Source organism: Kibdelosporangium persicum, assembly GCF_013280595.1.
GTDB classification, from domain to species: Bacteria; Actinomycetota; Actinomycetes; order Mycobacteriales; family Pseudonocardiaceae; genus Kibdelosporangium; species Kibdelosporangium persicum.
In genome coordinates this window covers 257,210-281,584 of sequence record NZ_JAAATY010000002.1, presented here as the reverse complement: position 1 = coordinate 281,584, position 24,375 = coordinate 257,210, and the positions used below count along the sequence as shown (strand labels likewise).

Annotated in this window: 22 protein-coding genes; 9 read left to right on the top strand and 13 right to left on the bottom strand. The window is 68.0% G+C overall.

The genetic code is table 11. The annotated features are described in order from the left end of the window. Positions 1 to 3: 3 nt before the first annotated feature. The 3 genes from GC106_RS05880 to GC106_RS05870 all read left to right on the top strand — a co-directional run bounded on the left by GC106_RS05880 (position 4) and on the right by GC106_RS05870 (position 3,493). A complete protein-coding gene (locus GC106_RS05880; RefSeq protein WP_173125196.1) occupies positions 4 to 774 on the top strand; it encodes a deoxyribonuclease IV in 771 nt (256 codons plus the stop codon). Further along, positions 771 to 2,225, top strand: a complete 1,455-nt coding sequence (locus GC106_RS05875; RefSeq protein ID WP_312872457.1) for a glycosyltransferase family 87 protein — start codon at positions 771 to 773, stop codon at positions 2,223 to 2,225. Before GC106_RS05880 ends, GC106_RS05875 begins: the two co-directional genes overlap by 4 nt. A gap of 68 nt (positions 2,226 to 2,293) precedes the next feature. Continuing rightward, positions 2,294 to 3,493 (top strand): SGNH/GDSL hydrolase family protein, encoded by a 1,200-nt coding sequence (locus GC106_RS05870; protein WP_173125194.1) that lies wholly within the window; start codon positions 2,294 to 2,296, stop codon positions 3,491 to 3,493. Here GC106_RS05870 and GC106_RS05865 read toward each other — a convergent pair. From GC106_RS05865 to GC106_RS05855, 3 genes are all read right to left on the bottom strand, one after another. Continuing rightward, positions 3,459 to 4,979 (bottom strand): glycosyltransferase family 87 protein, encoded by a 1,521-nt coding sequence (locus tag GC106_RS05865; protein ID WP_312872456.1) that lies wholly within the window; start codon positions 4,977 to 4,979, stop codon positions 3,459 to 3,461. The genes GC106_RS05870 and GC106_RS05865 overlap by 35 nt on opposite strands. Positions 4,980 to 5,018: 39 nt before the next feature. Further along, on the bottom strand, positions 5,019 to 7,778 hold the full coding sequence (locus tag GC106_RS05860) for a transglycosylase domain-containing protein (protein WP_173125192.1): 2,760 nt from the start codon (positions 7,776 to 7,778) through the stop codon (positions 5,019 to 5,021). Between the two features lie 70 nt (positions 7,779 to 7,848). After that, on the bottom strand, positions 7,849 to 8,253 hold the full coding sequence (locus GC106_RS05855; protein ID WP_173125190.1) for a DUF5318 domain-containing protein: 405 nt from the start codon (positions 8,251 to 8,253) through the stop codon (positions 7,849 to 7,851). Positions 8,254 to 8,444: 191 nt separating this feature from the next. Here GC106_RS05855 and GC106_RS05850 point away from each other — a divergent pair, with 191 nt between their 5' ends. The 3 genes from GC106_RS05850 (at position 8,445) to GC106_RS05840 (ending at position 10,334) form a co-directional block, all read left to right on the top strand. Beyond that, positions 8,445 to 8,987, top strand: coding sequence for a PadR family transcriptional regulator (locus GC106_RS05850; protein WP_173125188.1), 543 nt, complete (start codon positions 8,445 to 8,447; stop codon positions 8,985 to 8,987). 66 nt (positions 8,988 to 9,053) lie between these two features. After that, on the top strand, positions 9,054 to 10,136 hold the full coding sequence (locus tag GC106_RS05845; protein WP_173125186.1) for an inositol-3-phosphate synthase: 1,083 nt from the start codon (positions 9,054 to 9,056) through the stop codon (positions 10,134 to 10,136). A gap of 24 nt (positions 10,137 to 10,160) precedes the next feature. Continuing rightward, positions 10,161 to 10,334, top strand: coding sequence for a hypothetical protein (locus GC106_RS05840; protein WP_173125184.1), 174 nt, complete (start codon positions 10,161 to 10,163; stop codon positions 10,332 to 10,334). Between the two features lie 40 nt (positions 10,335 to 10,374). On the opposite strand, the gene GC106_RS05835 is transcribed toward GC106_RS05840, so the two are convergent. The 4 genes from GC106_RS05835 to GC106_RS05820 all read right to left on the bottom strand — a co-directional run bounded on the left by GC106_RS05835 (position 10,375) and on the right by GC106_RS05820 (position 16,004). Continuing rightward, positions 10,375 to 12,420, bottom strand: a complete 2,046-nt coding sequence (locus GC106_RS05835; protein ID WP_217280138.1) for a PhoX family protein — start codon at positions 12,418 to 12,420, stop codon at positions 10,375 to 10,377. A 166-nt stretch (positions 12,421 to 12,586) separates the two neighbouring features. Next, entirely contained in the window at positions 12,587 to 14,614 is a 2,028-nt protein-coding gene (locus GC106_RS05830) for a PhoX family protein (protein WP_173125180.1), read from the bottom strand. Positions 14,615 to 14,712: 98 nt separating this feature from the next. Further along, positions 14,713 to 15,480 (bottom strand): hypothetical protein, encoded by a 768-nt coding sequence (locus tag GC106_RS05825; RefSeq protein WP_173125178.1) that lies wholly within the window; start codon positions 15,478 to 15,480, stop codon positions 14,713 to 14,715. Beyond that, on the bottom strand, positions 15,480 to 16,004 hold the full coding sequence (locus tag GC106_RS05820; RefSeq protein WP_312872455.1) for an RNA polymerase sigma factor: 525 nt from the start codon (positions 16,002 to 16,004) through the stop codon (positions 15,480 to 15,482). The genes GC106_RS05825 and GC106_RS05820 overlap by 1 nt, the downstream gene beginning before the upstream one ends. Before the next feature lie 393 nt (positions 16,005 to 16,397). Between GC106_RS05820 and GC106_RS05815 the strand changes: the two genes are divergently transcribed. Then, positions 16,398 to 17,057, top strand: a complete 660-nt coding sequence (locus GC106_RS05815; RefSeq protein ID WP_173125176.1) for an SDR family oxidoreductase — start codon at positions 16,398 to 16,400, stop codon at positions 17,055 to 17,057. On the opposite strand, the gene GC106_RS05810 is transcribed toward GC106_RS05815, so the two are convergent. The 6 genes from GC106_RS05810 to GC106_RS05785 all read right to left on the bottom strand — a co-directional run bounded on the left by GC106_RS05810 (position 17,029) and on the right by GC106_RS05785 (position 22,675). Beyond that, on the bottom strand, positions 17,029 to 18,339 hold the full coding sequence (locus tag GC106_RS05810; RefSeq protein WP_173125174.1) for an amidohydrolase family protein: 1,311 nt from the start codon (positions 18,337 to 18,339) through the stop codon (positions 17,029 to 17,031). The genes GC106_RS05815 and GC106_RS05810 overlap by 29 nt on opposite strands. 9 nt (positions 18,340 to 18,348) lie before the next feature. After that, positions 18,349 to 19,296, bottom strand: coding sequence for a nitric oxide synthase oxygenase (locus GC106_RS05805; RefSeq protein WP_173125172.1), 948 nt, complete (start codon positions 19,294 to 19,296; stop codon positions 18,349 to 18,351). Between the two features lie 89 nt (positions 19,297 to 19,385). Continuing rightward, positions 19,386 to 20,027 (bottom strand): tRNA (guanosine(46)-N7)-methyltransferase TrmB, encoded by a 642-nt coding sequence (gene trmB, locus GC106_RS05800; RefSeq protein WP_217280136.1) that lies wholly within the window; start codon positions 20,025 to 20,027, stop codon positions 19,386 to 19,388. Positions 20,028 to 20,094: 67 nt separating this feature from the next. Further along, a complete protein-coding gene (locus GC106_RS05795) occupies positions 20,095 to 20,649 on the bottom strand; it encodes a hypothetical protein (RefSeq protein WP_173125168.1) in 555 nt (184 codons plus the stop codon). 332 nt (positions 20,650 to 20,981) lie between these two features. Continuing rightward, the gene (locus GC106_RS05790; RefSeq protein ID WP_173125166.1) at positions 20,982 to 21,740 is read right to left on the bottom strand and encodes an ABC transporter permease; all 759 of its coding nucleotides are present in this window, start codon (positions 21,738 to 21,740) and stop codon (positions 20,982 to 20,984) included. After that, positions 21,737 to 22,675, bottom strand: a complete 939-nt coding sequence (locus GC106_RS05785) for an ABC transporter ATP-binding protein (protein WP_173125164.1) — start codon at positions 22,673 to 22,675, stop codon at positions 21,737 to 21,739. Before GC106_RS05785 ends, GC106_RS05790 begins: the two co-directional genes overlap by 4 nt. Positions 22,676 to 22,890: 215 nt before the next feature. Between GC106_RS05785 and GC106_RS05780 the strand changes: the two genes are divergently transcribed. Both GC106_RS05780 and GC106_RS05775 read left to right on the top strand, forming a co-directional pair. Beyond that, a complete protein-coding gene (locus GC106_RS05780; RefSeq protein WP_173125162.1) occupies positions 22,891 to 23,430 on the top strand; it encodes a TetR/AcrR family transcriptional regulator in 540 nt (179 codons plus the stop codon). Next, the gene (locus GC106_RS05775) at positions 23,423 to 24,313 is read left to right on the top strand and encodes an SDR family oxidoreductase (protein ID WP_173125160.1); all 891 of its coding nucleotides are present in this window, start codon (positions 23,423 to 23,425) and stop codon (positions 24,311 to 24,313) included. Before GC106_RS05780 ends, GC106_RS05775 begins: the two co-directional genes overlap by 8 nt. Positions 24,314 to 24,375: the final 62 nt, after the last annotated feature.

The window sequence follows — 24,375 nt, the reverse complement described above, 5'->3', positions numbered from 1 at the left end:
GCCATGCGCATAGGTGCCCATGTTCGCGACGACGATCCGCTCGCCGCCGCGCGAGAGCGTGGCGCCGAGGTGGTGCAGTTCTTCCTGGCCGATCCGCAGTCCTGGAAGAAGCCGCCTGAGCACCCGCACGCCGAGGCGTTGCGGGCCACCGACCTGGACGTGTTCGTCCACTCGCCGTACCCGGTGAACATCGCGTCGATGAACAACCGGATCCGCATCCCGTCCCGCAAGACCGTGACGCAGCACGCCGAGGGGGCCGCCGCGATCGGCGCGAAGGGCCTGATCGTGCACGGCGGGCACGTGACCAAGGGCGAGGACCCGGCCGCCGGGATCGAGAACTGGCGGAAGTTCTTCGAGCGGCAGGTCAAGGAGGGCGGCTTCCCGCTGCCGATCCTGATCGAGAACACCGCGGGCGGCGACAACGCCATGGCCCGCCGGTTCGACATGCTGGCCCGGCTGTGGGACGCGGTCGGCGAGTTCGACGCGGGGTTCTGCCTGGACACGTGCCACGCCTTCGCCGCCGGGGAGGACCTGGCCGGCATCGTCGACCGGGTCAAGGCGATCACCGGGCGGATCGACCTCGTGCACCTGAACAACTCGCGGGACGAGTTCGGCTCCTCCCGGGACCGGCACGCGAACATCGGTACTGGCACCATCGAACCGGAGGTGCTCGCGGCGGTCGTCGCCGCGGCGGGGGCGCCGGTCGTGGTCGAGACACCGTCGGACGGCCAGGCGGAGGACATCGCGTTCCTGCGCCAGGCACTTGGCGGGTGACCAGGGTGCAAGCGGGTCAGGTGTCCAAGGAGGCGGAGAGGTCTGTGGGCGAGCAGCAGGCCGGCGAGCCCACATCCGCCGGGAAGCGGTTCGGCCGGCTCGCGCTCGCGCTGATGGTGCTGTTGTGCGGCGTGACCTTGCTCCTCGGGTTCGCCAACAAGGACAGGTGCACCGGCCCGCGGTTCGACGAGCTGGGCCGCAGCGAGCCGGACTACACCCAGCGGGCCCGTAACGACGCTTGCTACTCCGACATCCAGTTCCTGTGGGTCGGCCGGGACATCGACCGGCACGTCTTCCCCTACGTGCACGGCGGGATCAACGCCAAGGGCGAGCTGACCGGCGGCACGGTCGAGTACCCGGTGCTGACCGGCGTGGTGATCTGGCTCGGCGCGTTGTTCGCCGACACCGACGCCGGGTTCCTGCTCGGATCGGCGATCCTGATGGCGCCGTTCGGCCTGCTCACCGCGTGGATGCTGGGCAGACTCTCCCGCTGGCGAGCGCTGTTGTGGAGCATCGGCCCACCGGTCGTGCTGTACGCCTTCCACAACTGGGACCTGCCGGTCGTGTTGTGCGCGGTCGCGGCCGTGTACGTGATGCACCGCGGCTGGGGCAAGGCGGGCGCGAACCGCCCGTTGATGGAACGGGCCACGTTCTCGGCGATCCTGCTGGGCGTCGGCTTCACGTTCAAGCTCTATCCGGCGATCTTCGTGATGCCGCTGATGCTGTACGTGCTGACCGGCGGCCGGTCCGGCCAGGAGTTGCCGTCCGGCAAGCGGTACAACGTCGCGGGCATGTTCCGGATCGCCGGAGTGGCGCTGCTGACCGCGATCCTGGTGAACCTGCCGTTCGCGCTGGCCGGGTTCGACGGCTGGAAGGCCTCGTTCACGTTCCAGGGGCTGCGGCAGGCCGACATCACCACGAACTCGTTCTGGTTCTGGGGTTTCCGGCCGGAGTCGGATCCGAAGAACGTCGAGTTCCAGGACATGGTCACGCTGTGGTCGCCGATCCTGGTGCTCGCCTCGTTCGCGTTGGCGCTGTACCTGGGCTGGCGCCGCTACAAGCGTGCGGGCACGTACCCGTGGATCGCGGTGTCCGCCGCGATGCTGTGCGGATTCCTGTTGCTGCACAAGGTCCACTCGCCGCAGTACACGCTGTGGCTGGTGCCGATGTTCGTGCTGCTGCGGGTGCACCTCGGCTGGGCGATCGCGTACTACATCGCGGACATCGCGATGGGCATCGGGATCTTCAAGTGGTACCACGCCATCGACATCAACAAGGCGACCACGATCTACGACGGGTTCACCGCGCAGGCGGTGATGATCGGCGTGTGGGGCCGGGCGGCGTTGCTGGTGGGCCTGTTCATCGCGTTCCTGAACGCGAGATCCACTGTGGACGATCCGGTGCCGGACGACTTCCTGCCCGGCGTGCCGAAACCCGCCACCCTCAGTTAACACTCGGCGCCGCCAGATCAGTCGTTCGGCGGTGGTGTCCGGATCGCGTGACCGAGCACGTTGATCTGATGAGACGACTGCTGGCCGTGGGCCTTGGGGCCACGCTGACGATCGGCTTGCTGACCTCCTCCAGCGGGGCACAGACCCCCGGCGGGTGGATCGGCACGTGGGCGGCGTCGCCCGCGACGGGCGTACCGAACACGGAGAACGGCTACCCGAACTTCTCGATCCGCAACGTCGTGCACACCAGTGTCGGCGGCGGTGTCGTCCGGGTCCGGCTGTCCAACGCGTTCGGCACCAAACCCTTGCAGTTCGGGCAGGTCACGGTCGCCGTCGCGGCCGAGCCGAACAGTCCGAGGGCGGTGCCGGGCAGCATGCGGACGCTGAGGTTCGGCGGTTCGCAGACGGTCACCGTGCCGCCAGGGGCCGAGGTCCTGACCGACCCGGCGGTCCTGCGTGTGCCCGAGGACACGGATCTGCTTGTCACCACTTATGTTCCGACGCCGTCCGGCCCGGTCACGTATCACCCGACCGCGGTGCAGACCTCGTTCTTCACGCGCGCGGGCAACTTCACGACCGACGAGACGGGCACGCCGTACAACGAGCGCACGAACGTCTGGCACTACGTCAGCGGGGTCGACGTGCAGGGCTCGCCCGCGACCGCGTCAGTGGTCACGCTCGGCGACTCGATCACCGACGGCTTCGGGTCCACCGTGGGCGCCAACCGCCGGTGGCCGGATGTGCTGGCGGACCGGCTCAAGGCCGGTCAACGCAGGCTGGGCGTGCTCAACGCGGGCATCAGCGGCAACCGGTTGCTGCTCGACGGCACCGACTTCGGCCGGAACGCACTGGCCCGGTTGGACGAGGACGTGCTCAGCCTCGGCGGCGTGCGGACGATGATCGTGCTGGAAGGCATCAACGACATCCAGCAGACCCCGCACCAGACCGATCCCCAGCAGATCATCAGCGCGTACCGGCAGATCATCGCGCAGGCCAAGGCCCGGGGCATCCGGGTCCTGGGCGGCACGCTGACGCCGTTCAAGGGCTGGCGGGTCTGGAACGAGACGCTCGAAGCCACCCGGCAGGCGGTGAACACGTTCATCCGCACCGGCGGCGCGTTCGACGGCGTGATCGACTTCGACGCCGCGGTCCGGGACACCCAGGACCCGCTGCGGATGAGGCCGGAGTTCGACACGGGCGACCACCTGCACCCGAACGACGCCGGCCTGCGGGCTATGGGTGAAGCGGTGCCGCTCGCCTTGTTGTGAGGATGAACTTGTCTTCGGCCCCGTCGAGCACACCGCCGGCGGGGTCGTCGTCACCGAATTTGCGGACCAGGTCGCGCTCGGGGTGGTAGATCTCGTAGACCACCAGTGCGCACAAGGCAATCACCACGAGGTCGCGCAGCACGACCGCGCCCAGGAACCATTCGACCGGCAGGCCTTTGTGCTCCACGCCGAGGTAGTACATCATCCGCGGCACCCAGACCAGCGCGTCCACGGTCATCCACGCCAGCAGGATCTTCCACCTCGGCAGCGCGAGCACGGCCAGCGGCACGAGCCACAGCGAGTACTGCGGGCTCCACACCTTGTTGATCAGCAGGAAGGACGCCACCAGCAGGAACCCGAGTTGCGCCACCCGCGGCCGGGTCGGCGCGGACAGCGCCATCCAGGCGATGGCCGCGCACGCCACCAGGAACATCACCACGGTGAAGCCGTTCAGCACGGACGGCGTCTCCCACGGTCCCAGCGGACCGTCGAAACCGAGCCAGCCGGTGAACCCGGAGATCACGTTGTAGATCGAGTCGGTGTCCGCGGCACGGGCGGTGTTGCGCCGGAAGAACTCCCACCAGCCCGCGGGATAGGCCAACGCGATCGGCGCGTTCACCGCGAGCCACGTCGCCAGTGCGGCGAGCGTGGTCCGTTGCCACGCTCTGAGCTTCCCGGCTCGTAGACACAGCACGAACAACGCGCCGAGCAGGAACAACGGATAGAACTTGGCCGCACCGCCCAGCCCGAGCAGCACGCCGGCGAGCACCGGCTTGCGCCGCGCCCACGCCAGGAGCCCAGCGGCCGCGGCCGCGGTGGCCAGCGTGTCGAAGTTGGTGAACGCGTGCACCAGGATCAATGGTGACGCCGCGACGAGCACGGCGTCCCACGGCCGCCGCCGCGCGGTCCGCATCGTGGCCCACACCGTGACGAGCCACGCCAACGCGAGCCAGAAAGCGGTGATGTTGAAGTAGATCGCGACCGGCAGGGCGCTCAGCAGGCCCATGTCCAGCCAGCCCGCGGCGAGCCTCGCGTTGATCCACTGGAACATGCCGGTGACCACCGGGTACTCCATGTACCGGGTCTGCTGGGTCGGCTTGCCCTCGTCGTCGATCCAGCTCGTCCGGTACGGGAACGCGTCCGGCTGGTCGAGCCGCTCGGCGGTGTAGAGCGGGACGACATCGGAGTAGCACATCGCGATGTACGGCCGGGCCGTGCGCCAGTCGAGCTCGAACTGGCCTTGGTCGTTGGTGTACTGCTGGATGCAGCCGGCCTTGCCGAACCAGCTCACAGTCAACGCGAGCACACCGATCAGGAAGGCGATCCGCAGTGGCGTCCAGAACCACTGCCTGCCCACCTGCGCGTGCCGCCCGAGCGGACCACCGATCACCCCGGCCGCACTTCCGGCCAGCGGACCTGTCCGGGTGGGAGCGACTCGCTCGGTCAGGTCGAGCGAGTCGGTGTCACCGGTTTCTTCGGACTGCACGCGCAGGATGCTAGTTGGATGCGATCAAGCAGGCGGCCGCTATCCGTCGTTGCCCGTGAAATCGTTGTTGCCCCCCGGGCCGTCCCCCGGGCCCCCCGGGTCCCGGCCAGTGGGGATTCCTGGGGGCGTGAACGGTGGTGGCGTCTTCGATCCCGACGGTCGCCCGCTCGTCGGCGTGCTCGGCGCGCTCGAACCCGGCGTTCCGGTCGGGGTGGAGGGCGAGCTCGGCGACGACGGGCTGCTCGAGCTCGACCGGTTGTCCCTCTTGTCGTCGCTCTCGTCGTCGTCGCGCTGCTGGATCTCGGTCTGCGGGGTGCCCAGCACGCTGAACTTGGGGAAGGTCTCCTTCTTCTTCCCCTTCAGGTACTGGTCCATGAACTTCTTCCACATCTCGCCAGGCAGGCCACTACCGAAGATCGCTTTGCCCTGCTTGGTGCGCAGCGGCGTGTTCTGATCCGAGCCGACCCAGACAGCAGCGGAGATCTGCGGTGTGTAGCCGACCGTCCAGGCCGCGCAGTTGTCGGCCTTCGTGGTCTTGCCCTTCACCTCGGCGCACCCGTGCGTACCGGTCTTGGCCGCGCACTGACGCCCTTCGATGCACTTCAGCGCACCGTTACGAGTGGTGTTGACTACCGGGATCAGCGTCTCGGTCACGTTTCTGGCGATCTTGGCGTTCTCGGCGGGGTCGGTGGAGAACGCCTGCTTCGGCTGGCCCATGGTCTGGTTGCCGTCGTAGATCAGGTTGTCGCCGTCGTTCGGGTCGGTCACCTTGGCGACGATGTGCGGGGTCCGCTTCACGCCGTTGGCCGCGAAGGTCGCGTACGCCCCGGCCATGTCGATCGGCCTGGCCACGTACCGGCCACCGCCGATGGCGATGTTCAGGTCGGGCTGGCCGCCGTTCTCCTCCCGTTCGAGCGGCTTCTGGTCCCGGCCGATGTTCGTCGGGATGCCCGCCTCGATCGCGGCCTTGGCCACCGCGGCGGTGCCCGTTTCGTGGAACGCGATGTCGGCGAACACGGTGTTGATCGACAACTCCATGGCCTTGGCCACCGTGCAGTGCTCGCCGCAGCTGTCGTTGCCCTCGGAGTTGTTGATCGTGCTGCCGCCGAACTTGCGGCCGGACCTGCCGTCGAAGGTCGAGTAGATGCTCTTGTTCTTGTGCAGCAACGCGACCAGGTCGAACGGCTTGAACGAGGAGCCAGGGTTGTACCAGCCGCGGGCGTAGTCGGTGCCGTTCGTACCCTCGTTGAACCCGTAGTAGGCCACGATCCCGCCGGTGTTCGGGTCGACGGCGACGATCGCCTGCCGGAGATTCTCCGGCTGACCCGCCATGACGGCCTTGGCCGCTTCCGCCGCCGCTGCCTGCGCGCTCGGGTCGATGGTGAGCTGGACCTTGTAGCCCTTCTTGTTGATCTCTTCTTCGGAGATGCCCTGGTCTTCCAGCTCACGCTTGGCCTGCTGCCAGATGAACTGCTTGTCCGGGGTCATGCCCTGGGCGTCGGACTCGCCCTTCGGCTGCGGGAACTGCGCTGCCGCCTTGTCCTGCGGCGTCAGCCACTTGTTCTCGACCAGCTTGGTCATCACGTAGTTCCAGCGCTGCTCCACCCATTCCGGGTCACTGCACGCCCGGCCGGGCTGCTGGATGACTCCGGCGAGCGTGGCCGCCTCGATCTTCGTGATGTCTTTGAGCGGCTTGCCGTAGTAGGCCTCCGCCGCCGCGGCGATGCCGTACGCCCGGCACCCGAAGTAGATCGTGTTCAGGTATCCGGCGAGGATCTCCTTCTTGTCCTTGGTGTTGGACAACTTGTACGCCGTCACCAGTTCGAGGGCCTTACGGGTGAGGGTCTTGTCCTCGTTGCCGGTCGCCTTCTTCACGTACTGCTGGGTGATGGTCGAACCACCGCCGCCACCACCGGACAGGTTGTTCCAGACAGCCCGCATGATGCCGGTGATGTCGAAGCCTTCGTTGGTCTCGAACGTCGCGTCCTCGGCGGCGTAGACCGCCTGGCGCACGTGCTCCGGGATGTCCTCCCACTTGACCAACGTCCGGCGGCCCTTGGGGGCCACCGTCGCGAAGTTGTCGCCGTTGCCGTATTCGATCGTGACGGTCTTGTCCAGGTCGTTGGCCAGCTTCTCCGGGTCCGGCACGTCGACGACCTGGTAGGCGACGAAGAACGCGACCAGCGGGCCGATGATCATCAGCGCGGTGAGGACGTAGCTGGTCCGCCGGACACGCCGCCAGATCTTCTTGCGACGCCGACGGCGCGCCTCCTCGTCGGAGAGCACCGGCTCGTCATACTGGCTGCCCGGATCGTCGTAGCCGTAGCCGTAGCCGTATTCGTCCTCGAACTCCCGGTGCGTGAGCAGCTCAGGCTCGGGTGACGTACGGCTGCGCCCGCCGCTGATCGGACTGACCACGTCAGTCGGCTGGTCGGCGGCGTGGTTCTGGGGAACGCGGGCTGTCTGCTGGCCTGGCGGCGGTGTCGGCGGCCGGGCACCGGGTGGCGGTGGCACCGGCTGACCGGGGCGCGGACCACCGGGTGGACGTCCTGGCGGACGGGGCGGGCCAGCGCGTCCCGCCGGCGGCGGCGTGCCCGGTGGGCGCGGCGCGGCGTGCGGGCGCTCGGGCGGGGTCTCGGTCGGCCACTGGGGCTGCTGCTGCGGTGCCGGCGCGTCATCGTCGTCGAAGGACGGCTGCCAGAACCCAGTGCTTTCCTGGGACTGTTCCTGGCGACGCCCGCGCCTGCCGGCGTCCGGGTCGTCACCCGTGGGCCATTGCGGGTCTCTGTGGTCGTTCACGAATGGGCCTTCCAGACGTCCGCGAGCATGCGGAGCAGTTTGTGACGAAACAAGTGCGTTTGCAACCGCCTCACTCCGCCACTGTCCTCCTGCGTGGCTTGCCGGAACGCAGACCACGCGTTCCCAAGACGTATGACTGCACTAGGTGGTTCCATGAACATGTGCGGCAAACTTCTACCGCATACACGGTGAACTCCTCGTAGAGGTTCGCCAGTTTGGCGAGTTCCTCGGGCGAACGCGCGGATCCGGAGGCGTGCTTGAGCTCGTCCCCGTAGATCCACGACACCAGCGTGAGCGGTTCCTTGCGGCACACCGGGCATTGCACGTCCGTCGGCTGACCATGGAACTTCGCTGCTCGCAGCAGGTAGGGACTGGCGTCGCAGACCTCCATGGTGCCGACCCGGCCGGAGTAGACCTCGGCGAGCAGCGCACGGCGCTGCAGCGAGTAGTCCACGACCTGACGTTGGGTCCGCACACCGGACAGACTACGTGCCCCCAGCTGAGGACCGTTGCGCCGTTCGGCGCAGCGGGCCACTGTCAGCCCTTCGACCTGCGGATCAATGCGGAGGTGTCGATTGCCACAGGCTCATTTCGTTGAACCGGCGCCCGATGTATCGCAACGATATAATCGGCCGGTAGGTCAAGGTGTCCGGAAGGGAGGTCTCGGTGCTTGAGTTCGCCATCCTCGGGCTGCTGCACGAGGCCTCGATGCACGGCTACGAACTGCGTAAACGGTTGTTCGACCTGCTCGGCACCCTACGCACCTTCTCCTACGGGTCCCTGTATCCCACATTGCGCCGCCTGCAACGCGCCGGCTTCATCGTCGAGGAGGATCCGGACGAGAACCGCACGTGGGGACGCCGGGCCAAGCGGGTCTACAAGCTCACCGCGGACGGCAAGGAACGCTTCGCCGAACTGCTGGCCGACGCCGGTCCCCAGACTTGGGACGACGAGGGGTTCGGCGTCCACATGGCGTTCTTCTCCCGGACACCCGCCGAAGTCAGGATGCGGATCCTGGAAGGCCGCCGCAGACGGGTCGAGGAACGCAGGGAAGGCCAGCGTTCGGCACTGGCCCGGATGGGCGAACAGATCGACCGCTACACCCGCGAGCTGCACCGGATGGGACTGGAGAGCAGTGAACGCGAGGTGCGGTGGCTCAACGAGCTGATCGCCGAGGAACAGCGCGAGCAGGATGGCGGCGCGCTGTGAGCCGGCGGAAAGACCAGTGACGGCAGCTGAAGGCGCCGTCAGCGGACAAGGATAAGGAGAACCGGCATGGGCCAAAGCGTGAAAGTGGCCATCGTCGGCGTCGGAAACTGCGCGGCTTCGCTGGTGCAGGGCGTCCACTACTACCGCGACGCCGATCCAGCCACCCGCGTGCCCGGCCTGATGCACGTGCGGTTCGGCGAGTACCACGTCGGCGACGTGCAGTTCGTCGCAGCGTTCGACGTGGATGCCAAGAAGGTCGGGCGTGACCTGTCCGAAGCCATCGTGGCCAGCGAGAACAACACGATCAGGATCTGCGACGTGCCCCCGCTCGGGGTGACGGTGCAGCGTGGCCACACCCTCGACGGGCTGGGCGAGTACTACCGCGAGATCATCACCGAGGCCGACGAGGACCCGGTCGACGTGGTCAAGGTGCTCAAGGAGTCGGGCGCGGACGTGCTGGTGTCCTACCTCCCGGTCGGTTCGGAGGAGGCGGACAAGTTCTACGCCCAGTGCGCCATCGACGCGGGCGTCGCGTTCGTCAACGCGCTGCCGGTGTTCATCGCCTCGGACCCGGTGTGGGCCGAGAAGTTCCGCGCCGCGGGCGTGCCGATCGTCGGCGACGACATCAAGTCCCAGGTCGGCGCCACCATCACGCACCGCGTGCTGGCCAAGCTGTTCGAGGACCGCGGAGTCGAGCTGCTGCGGACCTACCAGCTCAACTTCGGCGGCAACATGGACTTCATGAACATGCTGGAGCGCAAACGCCTCCAGTCGAAGAAGATCTCCAAGACCCAGGCGGTCACCTCGCAGGTGCCGCACGAGATGGAGAAGGCCGACGTGCACATCGGGCCGTCGGACCACGTGCCTTGGCTGGACGACCGCAAGTGGGCCTACGTGCGCCTGGAGGGCCGTTCCTTCGGCGACACCCCGCTGAACCTCGAGTACAAGCTCGAGGTCTGGGACTCCCCCAACTCGGCCGGTGTGATCATCGACGCGGTCCGCGCCGCCAAGATCGCCAAGGACCGCGGCATCGGCGGGCCGATCCTCTCGGCCTCGTCCTACTTCATGAAGTCCCCGCCCGAGCAGTACTCGGACTCCGAGGCCCGCGACGCCGTCGAGGCCTTCATCCGCGGTGACGTGGAAGGCTGAGGTTCCTTTTGACGGAGGTGGCGGGTGACGCGGGCATTGGGATTCGATCCGTTGATCGAGTTCTACGGCATGTGGAGTACCGGTCTCGCCGAGCGTTACCTGCCGCTCCCGTATGCACCGATGGTCGGGAAGTACGAGGGCCAGGACGGCTACCTGATCAAGATCTCGTTCGATCCCGTGGTTCTTCTTGAGCCGTGATGTGGTGGGGCCGGAGTTCCGGCCCCACCACAGTTCGTGATCAGTCGCAGATCTTGCCGCGGCGCGGCCAGATCGCGGCCACGGACGGCCGCGGCTGGCTGGTGCCGCCGTCCGGCCAGTGCGACAGCGGGTTCTCGGCGCTGGCCTCGTCGAACTCACCCGGGTGCTGCACCGAGACGAGGACGAAGTCGTCCTCGATGACCGGGCCACAGGTCTCCGCGCCCTTCGGCACGGTCAGGAACTGCTTGACCCGGCCGCGATAACGGCCCTCGGTCGGTACGGCGAACAGGCCGTCGTTGGACTTCAGCGCGTTGCCGTCGGTGGAGATCCACAGGTTGCCGCGCTTGTCGAAGGCCACGTTGTCCGGGCACGAGATCGGGCTGACCTGTGACTTGTCGTAGCCACCGAAGTAGGTGTCCGGCGACGACGGGTCACCGCAGACCAGGAAGAGCTTCCACGAGAACTTCGTGGCGGTCGGGTCGTTGCCGCGCTCTTCCCACTCCAGGACGTGGCCGTGCTTGTTGCCGATCCGCGGGTTGGGCTCGGTCGCGCCTTCCTTGCCGGGGCGGACGCCGCGGTCGGTGTTGTTGGTCAGCGCCGCGTACACCCGGCCGGTCTTCGGGTTCGGCTCGACGTCCTCGGGACGGTCCATCTTGGTCGCGCCGGCCTTGTCCGCGGCCAGGCGGGTGAAGACGTACACCTCTTCGGCGGTGAATCCGTCCACAAAGGACTTGTCGCCGCTGGCCAGCGGGATCCACTCGCCGACGCCGTCGAACTCGCCGTCGGACGGCAGCTTGCCGGACCCGTCGATCTCCGCGGCCGGGCTGTCACCGGTGAACTTGGCGACATACAGCGTCCCGTCGGACAGCAGCTTCTTGTTCTCCTCACGGGCGCGCTGGCTGTTGCCGTGCTTGATGCGGCCCTTGGAGACGAACTTGTAGATGTAGTCGAAGCGCTCGTCGTCGCCCATGTAGACGACTACACGGCCGTCCCGCGCGACGCGGACGTTGGCGCCCTCGTGCTTGAAGCGGCCCAGTGCGGTGTGCTTCACCGGGGCCGACTTCGGGTCGTGCGGGTCGATCTCGACGATGTAGCCGAACCGGTTGAACTCGTTCGGCTCCTTGGCGATGTCGAAGCGCTGGTCGAACCGCTCCCACTTGCGCGAGGTGGTCGCGCTGGGGGCGCCGTAGCGGGCGACACGCGGGTCGACCGAGCCGGAGTTGCTGTTGGCGAAGTAACCGTTGAAGTTCTCCTCGCCGGACAGGATCGTGCCCCACGGCGTCACGCCGCCGGCGCAGTTGTTCAGCGTGCCGAGAACCTTGCGGCCGGTGCTGTCCGCCGAGGTCCTGAGGTACTTGCTGCCCGCCGCCGGGCCGTCGAGGACAAATTCGGTGGTGACGGTGATCCGGCGGTTGTAGTGCCGGTCCAGCCTGGGCACCAGCTTGCCCGACCAGAAGTCCTTCTCCACGACGACGACCGAGAAGCCGTGCGCCGCCCAGCCGATCTTGACCTGCTCCTCGGTCGGGTTGGCCGAGTCGTACCCCTTGAACATGAAGGTCTCGGACGAGTACTCGTGGTTCGAGCCCATCAGCCAGCGGTTGTGGCCCAGCGGCACGAGGCCGCAGAAGTCGTTGTTGTAGCCGAACTGCTTGGCCTGCGCGGCGGCGGTCTGCCTGTCGAAGTCGAACTTCGGCGCGCCGGGCAGCACCGGGTCGCCCCAGCGGATCACGACCGACTGGTCGTAGCCTTCCGGCGCGACGATCCGGTCCTCGGTGTTCGGGGCGACCGGGTCGAAGTTCAAGCCGTCCCGGCGGTCCGGGCGGCCACGACCGTGGGCCTCGGCTTCGGCGTTCTGGGCCGGGGCGGCCGCGGCGGTACCGCCCAGCGCGGTCACACCGGCGCCGGCCACGGCGAACACGGCGCCGGCCTTGAGCATGCCGCGGCGGCGCACGACATCGCGCACGACGTCACCGAAGTACTCGTTGTCCGAGGTGTTGGGTGCCTCATGGGAACAGGCGTTGTTGCAGCGGTACTGGCAGGTGATCGCCTGCCGCCCGTGGTGGTTGTCGGTGAGCAAAGGCAGCATGCGGCGGCCAGGCTCGGGGCGTGAGGACACGCGAGGCCTCCCGTACGAGGGTCAGTCCGGAACGGCTGAAACGTAAGCGTGACAAGGGTTGATCAGCCGACATCCAGGTGAACGCGAGGCGAACAGCTGACGCCATCGCACGGGAGAATCGCCTGGTTACGCGGGGTTAGAAGCCGATGCGCTCCGGACCGCGCCGTCCTGGTTTCCACACCGCGACGACCGAGGGCCGTGGCTGGCTGTCACCGCCGTCGGGCCAATGTGACGCCGGGTTCTCGGCGCTGTGGCCGTCGAGCTCGCCTGGATGCTGCACGCACACCGTGACCAGCCGTTCCCGCACGATCGGACCGCACGTCTCCGCGCCCCTGGGCACCGTGAGGAACAACTTGAGGTTGCCGCGTTCCGGGCCGTCGACCGGCACCGCGTACAGGCCGTCGTTGATCCCGAGCGCGCCCGCCGAGTCGGTGGAGATCCACAGGTTGCCGTACGGGTCGAAGGCCACGTTGTCCGGACTGGAGATCGGGCTGACCTGGTCGCGCGGGAACCCGGCGAAGTACGTGTTCGGGTCCTTCGGATCGCCGCACACCAGGAACAACCACCAGTCGAACCGCAGCGACAACGGGTCGTGCTCGGTCAGTTCCAGCACATGACCGTGTTTGTTGTTGTTGCGTGGGTTCGGCTCGGTCGCGCTCTCCTTGCCCGGCGTGACACCGCGTTCGACGTTGTTGGACAGCGCGACGTAGACCTTGCCGGTCTTCGGGCTGGCCTGGACGTCCTCCGGGCGGTCCATCTTGGTCGCCCCGACCTTGTCGGCGGCCAGCCGGGTGAAGACGTAGACCTCCTCGGCGGTCATCCCGGGCACGAACGACCGACGGCCGTCGGCCAGCGGAATCCACTCGCCGGCGCCGTCGAACCTCTTGTCGGACGGCAGCTTGCCGGTGCCGTCGATCTCGCTTGGCGGGCTGTCGCCGGTGAACCTGGCGACGTACAGCGTGCCTTCGTCGAGCAAGGTCATGTTGTAGCGACGTGCGGCACGGCTGTGGCCCTTGCGCATCTTGTTCTTGGACACGAACTTGTACAGGTACTCGAAGCGCTCGTCGTCGCCGGAGTACGCGACCACGCGCCCGTCCCGTGCCACGCGGATGTTGGCGCACTCGTGCTTGAAGCGGCCGAGCGCGGTGTGCTTGACCGGCGTGGACTCCGGGTCGTACGGGTCGAGTTCGATGACGTAGCCGAACCGGTTGACCTCGTTGGGTTCCTGCAGCATGTCGAACCGCTTGTCGTAGCGCTCCCACTTGCGGCTGGTCGCCCCGCTGGTGACGCCGTAGCGCGCGGCCCGCGACCTGACCGGTTCCGCGGTCTGGCCCGCGTTGGCCCAGTACTGGTTGAAGTTCTCCTCGCCGGACAGGATCGTGCCCCACGGCGTCACGCCGCCCGCGCAGTTGTTCAGCGTGCCGAGCGCGACCGTGCCGGTCGGATCGGCCGAGGTCTTCAGCAGGTCACTGCCCGCCGCCGGACCGGTCATCCGGAACGGCGTGGTCATGGTGATCCGCCGGTTGTGGCGGCCGATCACCGGCCTGAGCCGGCCCGAGCCACGGACCTGTTCGACCTCCACGACCGACAGCCCGTGCGCCGCCCACCCGATGCGGACCTGCTCCTCGGTCGGGTTGGCCGAGCTGTAGCCCTTGAACATGAAGTTCTCGGACGTGTACTCGTGGTTGGTGACCAGCAGCTGGCCGTGGCCCGGCAATGGCATCAGCGCGGCGAAGTCGCAGTTGTAGCCGAACTGCTTGGCCTGGGCGTCCGCGGTCTGCCTGTCGAAGTCGAAGGCCGGCGCGCCCGGTAACACCGGGTCGCCCCAGCGGATGACCACGGCCTGCTCGTAGCCCGGGGGCACGACGACGGCGTCCAACGTGTTGGGCTGGACGCGCTCGAAGTTCACCCCGGGTGTCGCGCGCCGGCCGTCAGCGGCGGCGGAACCGGTCAGGCCGACCACGCCGCTCGCCGCGAACGTGACCACGGCGCCCGCTTTGAGCGCTCCCCGCCGGTTGATCACGTTCGTGACGATGTCACCGAGGTACTCGTTCGCCGACGGGTTCGGCGCTTCGTGTGAGCAGGCGTTACCGCAGCGGTATTCACAGATTACCGCGGCCCGGCTGCCACTGTTGAGCAGGGGCAAGGGGATGCGTGGTGGCATCGGGACTCCTCCAGTCGGTCCGCCGAGGAGCTCGACACTAAGCCGGTTGGCCCGGAAAGTGAACGACCGATGGTCGCCTTGTGTTCACCTGATGTTCGTCAACCGTCTTGCAACGTCTGGTTGCTCGCGTCCCGCACGGTCCACCGGATCGGAGGCTTCGGTGAACCGACATACGCGACGAACAGGACGAAGTCCTTGCCGACCGCCTTCGACTGAGCCATCAGGAGGCTGTCGTCCGCGCGGGCCAGCATCAGGTTGTCCGCGGGGTGGCTCATCACGTACACCCAGGTGCCCGGGGCGCCAGGCGAGGACATCTCACGCCGCCCCCAGAAGAACTTGCCGTCCTTCGGTTGATGCAGCGGCTGGCATGAGGGTGTGCCGAAAGTGGTCTGCTGAGGACCGTTGATCGGCTGGCCCTCCATGTTCTGCGCCCGGCACAGCTGCCAGTCGCCGTCCGGCATCCGCACGGTGTACGCGTAGGTGAGGAGCATCGTGCGGTCGTTTGTGAAGTACTGCGAACCGACGATGGCCGGCTCGGTCACCAGTGATTCGCCCTTGAGCGGGACGTACTGGACGCGGCTCTTGGACACCTGAGCCCTCGACGACTCCGGCGGGTTGGTCACCAGCGGCAACGACCCGGCCGGGTCCACCGGACTGCTCACCTGCTGGTTGATGATCACCACGGGGACGGCGATCAGCGCGACCACCGCCGCGGCCACGGCCGCCATAACAGCCGGTCGACGTCGATCTCGACGACTTTTCAACGCCAGCCGGCGCTGTTGTTCCTCCCACGCGCCGTGGCTCGGCGGCACCTCCTCGGCCAACTCGGTGAGTGCCGAGCGCAGCCGGTGCTCCAGCTCGTCCATCACCACTCCTCCAGGTGCTTGCGCAGGTTGGTCATCGCGTGTGACGTGGTGGCTTTGACCGTGCCGACCGCCACGCCGAGCGTCTCGGCGATCGCGGCCTGGTCGAGGTCCAGCCAATAGCGCAACACCAGCACTTCCCGTTGCCTGCGGGAGAGCTTGCCCAGCGCCTCCCTGATCCGCCTGTGTTCCTGCCGGGCCATCGCGTGCGATTCGGCCGACAACTCGTCGAGCATCACATCCGGCGGCGTCCGCCGCACGACACGCAGGTGCCGCAGCCTCGACCGGCTGAGATTCACCACCATCGCCCGCAGGTACGGCAGCGCCTTGCTGTCGTCGTATAACGTCTGCCAACGGCCATGCAGCCGGACGAACGCCTCCTGCGCGATGTTCTCCGGGTCATCGGCACCAAGCAGGTACGCGAGTCGCCTCATCGCCTCGAAGGACTCGTCGAACAGTGCCGCGAACGCCGCCATCGCGTCCATGCTGGACGGACCGGCATCCGAGCCGGCAGCAACCGCTCTCACATCCATTCCACGCTCCAGGCCGGCCGGAGGTTTAGTGTGCTGCGACACGAACCAGCGCCGACAGCGTGCTGAACGCCTGTTCGATAGGATCGCCGAACGCCCCAACACCACCGTCCTCGAAGGCCCGGACCACCTGATCAAAGTGCTGGACGACGTGCTCTCCGAGACAGACAGGTGCTGTCTTGGGCGTTCCGGGCTAGGCCGTGTTTCAAATGCCCGATCGCGATAGCCGGGCCGGATGCGGCCCCTGACGCCACCGCGGGACCGCCCAAAGACAAACCAGTATTCGCGGCGATCCCGCGGCGACGCCAGGAACCGCCCCGATCCCGACTCTCATCGACCGGGACATTCGAAACACGACCTAGGTGGGTGCTGATCACCTAGGGTCGGGGTGTGCAGACAGCTTTGGTGACGGGTGCGTCCGGTGGGATCGGGGCGGCGATCGCCCACGTTCTGGCGCCGACGCACGAGGTGTGGCTGGGTGGTCGCAAGATCCCGGAAGGGCTGCCGGGCCGGCCGTGGCCGGTGGACCTGCGGGACCTCGACGCCCTGGCGGCCAGGACGGCGGAGATCCCGGACCTGGACGTGCTCGTGCACAGTGCGGGCATGGTCGAGATCGCGCCGCTGAGCCAGACGTCGGTGCGGACCTGGCGGGAGACGCTCGAGCTCAACGTCATCGCGGTCGCCGAGCTCACCCGTGTGCTGTTGCCGAAGCTCAGGGCCGCGAACGGGCACGTCATCCTGATCAACTCGGGCGCCGGGCTGCGGGTGAACGCGAACTGGGGTGCCTACGCCGCGAGCAAGTACGCGCTGCGCGCCTTCGCCGACGCCCTGCGGACCGAGGAACCCGACATCCGGGTCACCTCGGTCTTCCCTGGTCGCACGGCCACCGAGATGCAGCGGGGGGTACGGGCCACCGAACAGGGCGACTACGAGCCGGAGAAGTACCTCAAGCCCGAGACCGTCGCCCAGTTCGTGCTCAACGCGATCACCGCGCCTGCCGACGCGCACCCCACCGAAGTGGTCATCCGCCCGAGAGCAACCGCTGGGTGACCGCGCCCGCCTGGGCCTGGATCTCGAAGCGGTCGACCCGCGTCGGCTCGTAGTCGCGCACGACCTGGTCGCCCGCCACCCAGACGTCCTGGACCTGACGGGCGCCGGCGGCCCAGACCACATTGGACAGCAGTTGGGCGTCGGGGACGTCCACGCCCGCGGCGAACGCGGGCGCGTCGGTCGAGATGTGCACGATGTCGGCCCAGCGCCCTGCCTCCAGTGCGCCGATGTCGTCCCGGCCGATCGCGGCGGCGCCCACGCGGGTGGCCATCAACAGGACATCCGGCGCGACCAGCACTGAGGCGTCCATAGTGGACAGACGGCTGAGCATCGCGGCGAGCCGGACCTCCTCCCACAGGTCGAGGTCGTCGTTGCTGGCCGGCCCGTCCGTGCCGAGGCCGACGGTCACGCCTGCCTCGCGCAGGTCACGGACGCGGGCGATGCCGGACGCGAGCTTGGCGTTCGAGCCCGGGCAGTGCGCGACCGCGACCCCGTGCCGGGCGAAGATGGCGATGTCCTCGTCGGACAGGTGCACGCAGTGCGCGGCGAGCACCCGGCCGCCGTAGAAACCCAGTGATTCCAGCAACTTGGGCACCGAGCCGTGCGCGGTGCGCTGGTCCGCGTCCTCCAGGGCGGCCTCGGCCACGTGGATGTGCGCCAGGGCGTCACGTTCGTGTGCGGCGGCCATGACTTCGGTGAGGACTTCGGGCGAGAGCGTGTACGCCGAATGCGGCCCGTACCCGATCTCGATCCGGTCGCCCGGGCCGAACCGCAAGCCCTGACTGTCGATCAAGCCGCTGACGTCGTCGAGCAGCGACCGCCACTTGAAGCCGGGCGCCTCGATGATCCCGCCGGTCAGCACGGCGCGCCCGCCGGTCCGCAGCACCGCCTCGGCCAGTTCGTCGAGGTGGAAGTACATCTCCACGCTCGTGGTCACGCCGGCGCGGAGCATCTCGACCGACCCGAGCAGCATCCCGGCCCGCATGTCGGCCGGGCTCAGCCGCGCCTCGGCCGGCCAGATGACCTCCTGCAGCCAGCGCAGCAGCGGCAGGTCGCCGCCCATCCCGCGCAGCACGGTCATCGGCGTGTGCGCGTGCGTGTTCACCAGGCCAGGCAGCAGGATTCCGGATACGTCGGTGACCGGCTCGTCACCGGGGGCGTCGGCCAGCGGGCCGACGTACCCGATGCGGCCGTCGTCCTCGATGTCCACCACGGCGTTCCGCAGCACCGAGCAATCCGGGTCGCAGGGCAGCACGATCGGAGCACGCAAACGCTGTCGCATGTGCAGACGTTATCCCAGGAAGCTTGGCGGGTACCTGCCCGACTCGCGCCGTGCCGGACGCGCGTCCCGCGATGCGATGGTCACTCCAGCCGCACGGAAGGAGTGCAGCACCGCACGGTCGAGTTCGAGCACGGCGCGTTCTCGCCACACCGATTCGTCGGCCGACGTGTCCAGACCGAGGCGGTCGGCGATCACCCGGCCGAAGCCGTACGCGCGGTCGTCGCCCAGCGCCTCCGCGCCGATCGCCGAGGACGTGGAGATCCCGTTGAACACCACCGGATACCGCACGCCGCCGATCGACAGCCGCCGTGAGCACGCACCGATCGCGTGCCAGCGCAGGCCGAGACCGGCGAACCAGTCGAGCCCGGGGTGCTCCAGCGGAATCTCCCGCACGACGTCACGCGGCAACCCGAACAGCCGCGTGCCCTGTTCCTCGTCCTGCACCACCAGGGGCAGCAGGTCGAAGGCGCTGCGTGTGGTGGGCGGACACCAGCCCATCTTGCGGACGGTCTCGGTGAACGCCACATGCCTGCGGTCGCCCAGCACTTGGCCGTGCTGCGCGTAACCGGCGTAGCGGATCAGCTGTTCGTTGACCACGCGCGGGCCGTTCGGCGCGAAGATCGTCACGGTGGGACGGACCCGGCCGTTGCCCGCCGCGAGCCGTAGGTGTTGTACGCACGCGGTCGCGACCTGGTTGGTGGTCCGTGCCGCACGCAGGTCACGGACCAACAGTTCACGCCACGGCACGCCGTCGGTGTACACGCTGCTGTCCCGCAGGGCGATCCGTGCGCCGTAGGCGAGTTCCGCACGGGTGTGTTCGTACGTCCCGGTCGCCAGGATCTGCGCACGGACCTTGTTGAGCCTTATCTGCACATGGCCTGCGCGCGGGCGGGCACCGTGAAACCGGTGCAGGAACTCCTCAGCGGCGACCATCTCGGCTGACAGCAGGGCAGTCACGCGGTGTTCATCGGCCGAATGTCCCACCCGGCTCAACTACCTGGTCGGGTACTGCCGCAGTCGAACGAACTACTCTCAGTGGTTGATCGTCAGGCGCTGTGCGCTTTCTCGAAGATGAGATCCCGGATGTCCCGGCCCTCGGCATGCGCCCGCGACTCGAACTTGGTCACCGGACGCCATTGCGGCCGCGGCGCCCATCCGGAGTGGACGTTGCGCAACCCGGGTTCGGCCGTGCAGACCTCGAGCATGTGCTCGGCGTAGTGCTCCCAGTCGGTCGCCATGTGGAACCGGCCGCCGGGCGCCAGCCGCGACGCCACCAGTGACACGAAGTCCGGCTGGACGATCCGGCGCTTGTGGTGCCGCTTCTTCGGCCACGGGTCCGGGAAGTACAGCCGGACCTCGGACAGCGAGTCCGGTGCGATGTGGTCGGTGAGCAGGATGACCGCGTCACCACGCAGCAGCCGGAGGTTGGTCAGCCCGAGCTCGGCGGCACGCATCATCAGCTGCGCCAGGCCGGCCTGGTACACCTCGACGGCCAGGTAGTTCACCTCCGGCGCGGCGGCGGCCAGTTTGGCCGTCGTCTCGCCCATCCCCGAACCGATCTCCAGCACCACGGGCGCGGACCGGCCGAACCACGCGCCGGTGTCCACCGGTCCGGCGGGCAGGGCGGAGACGTCCTGGCCGAGCCGCGGCCAATACCGTTCCCACGCCCGTTCCTGGCCGGCCGTCATCCGCCCGCCACGCTGGACGTAGCTGACGATCGTGCGCCTGTGCAGCTGTTGTTCCACGGCGAAGACGCTAGAACACGCTCTCCCAGCGGGCGAGGTTGGACCGCAGGTCGCCCATTCCCTTCACGGCCAGCGGCGCCGGCGCCCGGCCGGTCGTGAGGTGCACGGGATAGATGTCCAGCCACCCGGTGTGCCGGTGGGTGAGCACCAGGGTGGTCGGCACCGCGGGTCCGCTCACCCGGCGTTCGGATGGCATGTACTCCCAATAGCCGCAGTCGCCGTCACTGCTCCACGGCACGAAAACCCAGCCAGGACGGGCATCCAGCAGTTTGCCGACCCGGTCCTCCAGCAGGAAGCCTTCGGCCCGTGAGCTCAACTCGCCTGCTGCCAACGCCTTCAGCCACCACGGGGCGGCGAGCTCGTGGTCGACTTCGGACGCTGAGCGGTACAGCGCCAGCACTTGGTCCTCTGGTGCACGGTGTACCCACGCGCGCCGGGTCTCGGCTGGCCTGGTCGCGGCCGCGATCGATGCCAGCGCGGTGTGGGGCTCGATGGCCTGCGACCATTCGAGCTCGATCATCGGTTCGACTCGTAGTTCGCGGCGCCCCACGCCGTTGTTCGGCATGACCGGCTCCGGCGGTTCGGTTGGTGCGCTTACATCTGCGACCGTCAACGTCCACCTCCGATGGTTCGTGACGGAGTCAACATCGATCTGAGCGCCAGTCGAACATCGTTGTCCGCGACACGTGCGGCACCTCACAGCCTCTTAACGTGGTCTTAACCGGGCCGCGTGCGCTAGATCGCTCGTTACATACTTGCAAGGCACGGCAGTGATCGCAACCGTCCGTGACCAGACCAACAGAGAAACCCGGGCCACCCCCCGAAAGGTGGCCCGGGCTCTCATCCCCCGTCCCGCCCAGTGGGACCCCCGACGGACCCACCAGGTGGTTCTTTTGTTCAGGCGTCCCGCCGCTTGGCGGTGACGAGCGCGATGAGCAGCATGACGATCGAGAACCCGGCGAAGTAGGCCAGCGCCGCCCACGGGCTCAGCGTGCTGGTCGACGCCCCGGGGCCCTCGAAGACCACGGCCACGTCCGGGTTGCCGGTGAGGAACCGGTTGGCGACGTTGAACGGCAGCCACTGGTGGATGTCGTCACCGACCCGCGGGATCAGCTGGACCAGGCCCTCGGCCACCAGCGAGTACGCCAGCAGCACCGACACCGCGCCGGCCGTGTGCCGGATCAGGACGCCGACCGCGACCGCGACGACGGCGGCGAAGAACGTCACCAGACCGGTGCCGGCGACCTGGCGCCAGTCGGCCTCGCTGTTGAGCGCGAGGCTGGCGTCCGGCTGCAGCAGCATGGCGACGCCGAGCGAACCGAACGCGGCGATCGTGCCGAGCACCCCGGAGACCAGCGCGACCACGGTCGTCTTGGCCAGCAGGGCGGACGTGCGGCTGGGCACGGCCTGGAACGTGGTCCTGATCGTGTTGAAGCGGTATTCGGTGGTCACCGACAGCGTGGCGAGCACGAGGATGACCGCCAGCGCGAAGCTGTAGCCGAACTGCGTGACGGGCACGCTGACGTCGCCCGCGCTGTCGGCCGAGCCGCTGACCAGCGCGGCGAAACCGACCATCAGGGTCAGGGCGAGGCCCATGCACCACCACGGCGACCGGGTGGAGAAGAGTTTGATCCGTTCGACGGCGAGCAGGGTCATCGGTTCACATCCACCAGTTGGTCAACGGTTTCGGTCAGCTCGGTGTGGTACTCGACGGAGTCGCCGGTCAGCTGCATGAACGCCTCCTCGAGCGACCCGCGCTGCGGGCTGAGCTCGTGCAGCACGACCTGGTTGGCCGCGGCCATCTCGCCGATCTGCGCGGCGTCCAAACCGGACACGATCAGCGCGTCGGCGTCGTCGCGCAGGGCGGCGTCGGTGCCGGCGAGCAGGTCCCGCAGCTTGCTCGCCTGCGGGCTGCGCACCTTGACGGTGTTCTCCGTGGCGGCGTGGATGAAGTCCTCAGTGGAGCGTTGCGCGATCAGCCTGCCGCGGCCGATCACCACGAGTTCCTGCGCGGTGAGGGACATCTCCGACAGCAGGTGGCTGGAGACCAGCACGGTGCGGCCCTCGTCGGCCAGCCGGTGCATGAACTTGCGGATCCACAGGATGCCCTCCGGGTCCAGGCCGTTCACCGGCTCGTCGAACAGCAGCACCTCGGGGTCGCCGAGCAGTGCGCCCGCGATGCCCAGCCGCTGTGACATACCGAGCGAGAAGCCGCCCGCGCGCTTCTTGGCCACCGCGGTCAGGCCGACCAGGTCGAGCACCTCGTCCACCCGGCTGACCGGGATCTTGTTGGAAACGGCCATCCAGCGCAGGTGTGCGTAGGCCGAACGGTTGGGGTGCACCCACTTCGCGTCCAGCAGCGCGCCGATCTTGCGCAGCGGATGGCGTAGTTCCCGGTAGTGCTTGCCGTCGATCAGCGCCTCACCGGAGGTCGGGTTGTCCAGCCCCAGCATCATCCGCATGGTGGTGGACTTGCCCGCACCGTTCGGGCCGAGGAAGCCGGTGACCCGGCCCGGTTGAACGGTGAACGACAGATCATTGACCGCGAGGGTCTTCCCATATCGCTTGGTGAGGCCCCGTGCCTCGATCATGGTCGCTCCTTGAGAGTGGATTCCCGCCTCGATGTGTCCATCGTGGCCGGGACGGCTGTCCGATCGCGTCGTCCCGTGGTGCCAACTCGGGGTCAACTCGCAGTCGTAGCGTGGCGGACGATCCACCGGCTTGTGATCGGTGAGAACCCCGAGCTGTCCCTGAGTTGCCGGGCTCAGGGTCGACAGAATTAATGAACTGTGCTTCACTAATTGCCGTGGCGAGGCCTCGGACGATCACCGACGAGCGGCTGCTCAGCGCGCTCGGCGCGGTCATCAGCACGCACGGCCCCGGCTTCACAGTCGCCGACGTGGCAGCCGAAGCAGGCGTCTCGGTCGGCACGGTGTCGCAACGGTTCGGCTCGAAACACGGCCTGCTGAAAGCACTGAGCCAGGCGGCCGTGGGGCAGGTCCGCGCCCAGGTGCGGGACGCACCGGACGTGCTCGGCGCGATCCTCGCGGTCTACCGGGGGCTGGACGACCCGTCAACCGCGGCGAACAACCTCGGTCAACTGGCGATCGACCTCGCCGACCCCGAGCTGCGGGAGCTGCTCGGCGAGTTCTTCGCGGCCTTCGAAGCGGAGCTGGCCGTGCACACCCGGACTGTCGCCGGCGCGCCCCCGCAGGCCGCGCGAATCCTCGTCTCGTTGGCCAACGGCACGGCGATCGCCTGGTCGGTACGGCCGGCCGGGAGCCTGGTCGACCGCATCACCGAAGACGTCACCGCGGTACTGGAAGGATGGCAGGACAATGGCTGACCTTGTGGCTGTGGTCGCGGGCGCGACCAGGGGATGCGGCCGGGGAATCGCGGTGGAACTCGGCGCCCTCGGTGCGACGGTGTACGTGGCGGGCCGAACGACCCGAACCTCGGCGAGCCCGATGAACCGACCGGAAACCATTGAGGACACAGCGGATCTGGTGACGAAGGCGGGCGGCCGGGGCATCGCGGTCCGCTGCGACTTCTCGGTCCGGGCGGACGTCGAGGCCCTGCGCGCCCGGCTGGACCGGCTGGACGTCCTGGTGAACGACGTCTGGGGCGGCGACCCGTTCGTGGACCACGGCACACCGTTCTGGGAATCCGATGTGGACAAAGCGATAGCCGTGCACCGCAACGGGATCGAAACCCACCTGATCGCACTGCACACGCTGTTGCCGATGATGGTCGACCAGGGCTCAGGCCTGGTCGTCGAAGTCACCGACGGCGACGACGAGACCTACCACGGCGTCGCTTTGCCCTACTACCTCGTCAAATCCGGAATCCGCCGGACCGCACAGGCAATGGGCCGGCAGCTGAGTGCGCACGGGATCACCGCGCTGGCCCTGACGCCCGGCTTCATCCGCTCCGAGGCGATGCTCGAAGGCATGAACGTCACCGAGGAGAACTGGCGGGACGCGATCGCCCAGGACATCCACTTCGCGATGGCCGAATCCCCGCACTACGTCGGCCGTGCGGTGGCCGCACTGGCCCAGGACCCGGACGTCGGCCGCTGGTCAGGTCAGTCCTTGTCATCCTGGAGGCTGATGCGGGAGTACGACTTCAAGGACGTCGACGGCACCCAACCGGACTGGGGCCGCTGGTACGAGGACGTCTTCGGCAAGGGCCTCGACCCGCACACGCTGAACCCGGACGACTACCGCTGAAACGTCCGCCCGACGGGACGCAAGGTCGTGTTTCGAATGTCCCGGTCGATGAGAGTCTGCCC

Excerpts from the sequence above, each read along its gene's own strand:
- GC106_RS05835 (WP_217280138.1), bottom strand. The coding sequence starts at position 12,420 with ATGCTGCCTTTGCTCACCGACAACCACCACGGGCGGCAGGCGATCACC.
- GC106_RS05845 (WP_173125186.1), top strand. The coding sequence starts at position 9,054 with ATGGGCCAAAGCGTGAAAGTGGCCATCGTCGGCGTCGGAAACTGCGCG.
- GC106_RS05775 (WP_173125160.1), top strand. The coding sequence starts at position 23,423 with ATGGCTGACCTTGTGGCTGTGGTCGCGGGCGCGACCAGGGGATGCGGC.
- trmB (WP_217280136.1), bottom strand. The coding sequence starts at position 20,027 with ATGACGGCCGGCCAGGAACGGGCGTGGGAACGGTATTGGCCGCGGCTC.
- GC106_RS05870 (WP_173125194.1), top strand. The coding sequence starts at position 2,294 with ATGAGACGACTGCTGGCCGTGGGCCTTGGGGCCACGCTGACGATCGGC.
- GC106_RS05810 (WP_173125174.1), bottom strand. The coding sequence starts at position 18,339 with ATGCGACAGCGTTTGCGTGCTCCGATCGTGCTGCCCTGCGACCCGGAT.
- GC106_RS05825 (WP_173125178.1), bottom strand. The coding sequence starts at position 15,480 with ATGGACGAGCTGGAGCACCGGCTGCGCTCGGCACTCACCGAGTTGGCC.
- GC106_RS05785 (WP_173125164.1), bottom strand. The coding sequence starts at position 22,675 with ATGATCGAGGCACGGGGCCTCACCAAGCGATATGGGAAGACCCTCGCG.
- GC106_RS05830 (WP_173125180.1), bottom strand. The coding sequence starts at position 14,614 with ATGCCACCACGCATCCCCTTGCCCCTGCTCAACAGTGGCAGCCGGGCC.
- GC106_RS05790 (WP_173125166.1), bottom strand. The coding sequence starts at position 21,740 with ATGACCCTGCTCGCCGTCGAACGGATCAAACTCTTCTCCACCCGGTCG.
- GC106_RS05795 (WP_173125168.1), bottom strand. The coding sequence starts at position 20,649 with ATGCCGAACAACGGCGTGGGGCGCCGCGAACTACGAGTCGAACCGATG.
- GC106_RS05880 (WP_173125196.1), top strand. The coding sequence starts at position 4 with ATGCGCATAGGTGCCCATGTTCGCGACGACGATCCGCTCGCCGCCGCG.